Raw genomic sequence first — 508 nt, 5'->3', positions numbered from 1 at the left:
GCTCAGGGCATGGTCGTTGCTGATGTAGAGCACCTCGGAGCTGACCCGCAGCGGGCAGCCCAGTGCCGCGAGCCAGGCGTTCCACCACTCGCCGTCGTCGACGTGGATCAGCTTGTGCGTGGCCAGCTCTTTCGGGCCCGCCAGCGGGCGGACCTGGGCATCGCCTACGGCCTGCCCGGGCAATACGGCCGCCGCACGATCACCCTGTTGCACCCCAACGTGTTCCCGGTCTGCTCGCCCGCGTACCTGGCTGCCCATGGCCCGCTGGCCGTCCACCGCCTCGAAGGTGGGGTTGGGCTCGATGGCGATCTTCAGCCCCGGTCGCTGTTCCAGCAGGGCCTCCAGGCGCGGCATCAGCCAGCGCTTGGCGAAGGCCGGCACCACCATGATCTTCAGCCAGCGCGCCGTCCCGCCCGGGGTCAGCTCGTGGCCGGCATCGGCGATCTGTTGCAGCGCGCTGGCGATCTTCTCGTAGTAGCGCTGCCCGGCCGGGGTCAGCGACACGCCG

The 508-nt window shown here is 70.5% G+C and carries 1 pseudogene; it reads right to left on the bottom strand.

The features are described from left to right. Window positions 1-508, bottom strand: a pseudogene (locus SZ55_RS29025) (LysR substrate-binding domain-containing protein); the annotation flags it as partial.

The sequence above is a fragment of the Pseudomonas sp. FeS53a genome, assembly GCF_000931385.1.
GTDB classification, from domain to species: domain Bacteria; phylum Pseudomonadota; class Gammaproteobacteria; order Pseudomonadales; family Pseudomonadaceae; genus Metapseudomonas; species Metapseudomonas otitidis.
Note: the sequence above shows the minus strand (reverse complement) of the source record. Positions and strands in the feature narration are given on the sequence as shown.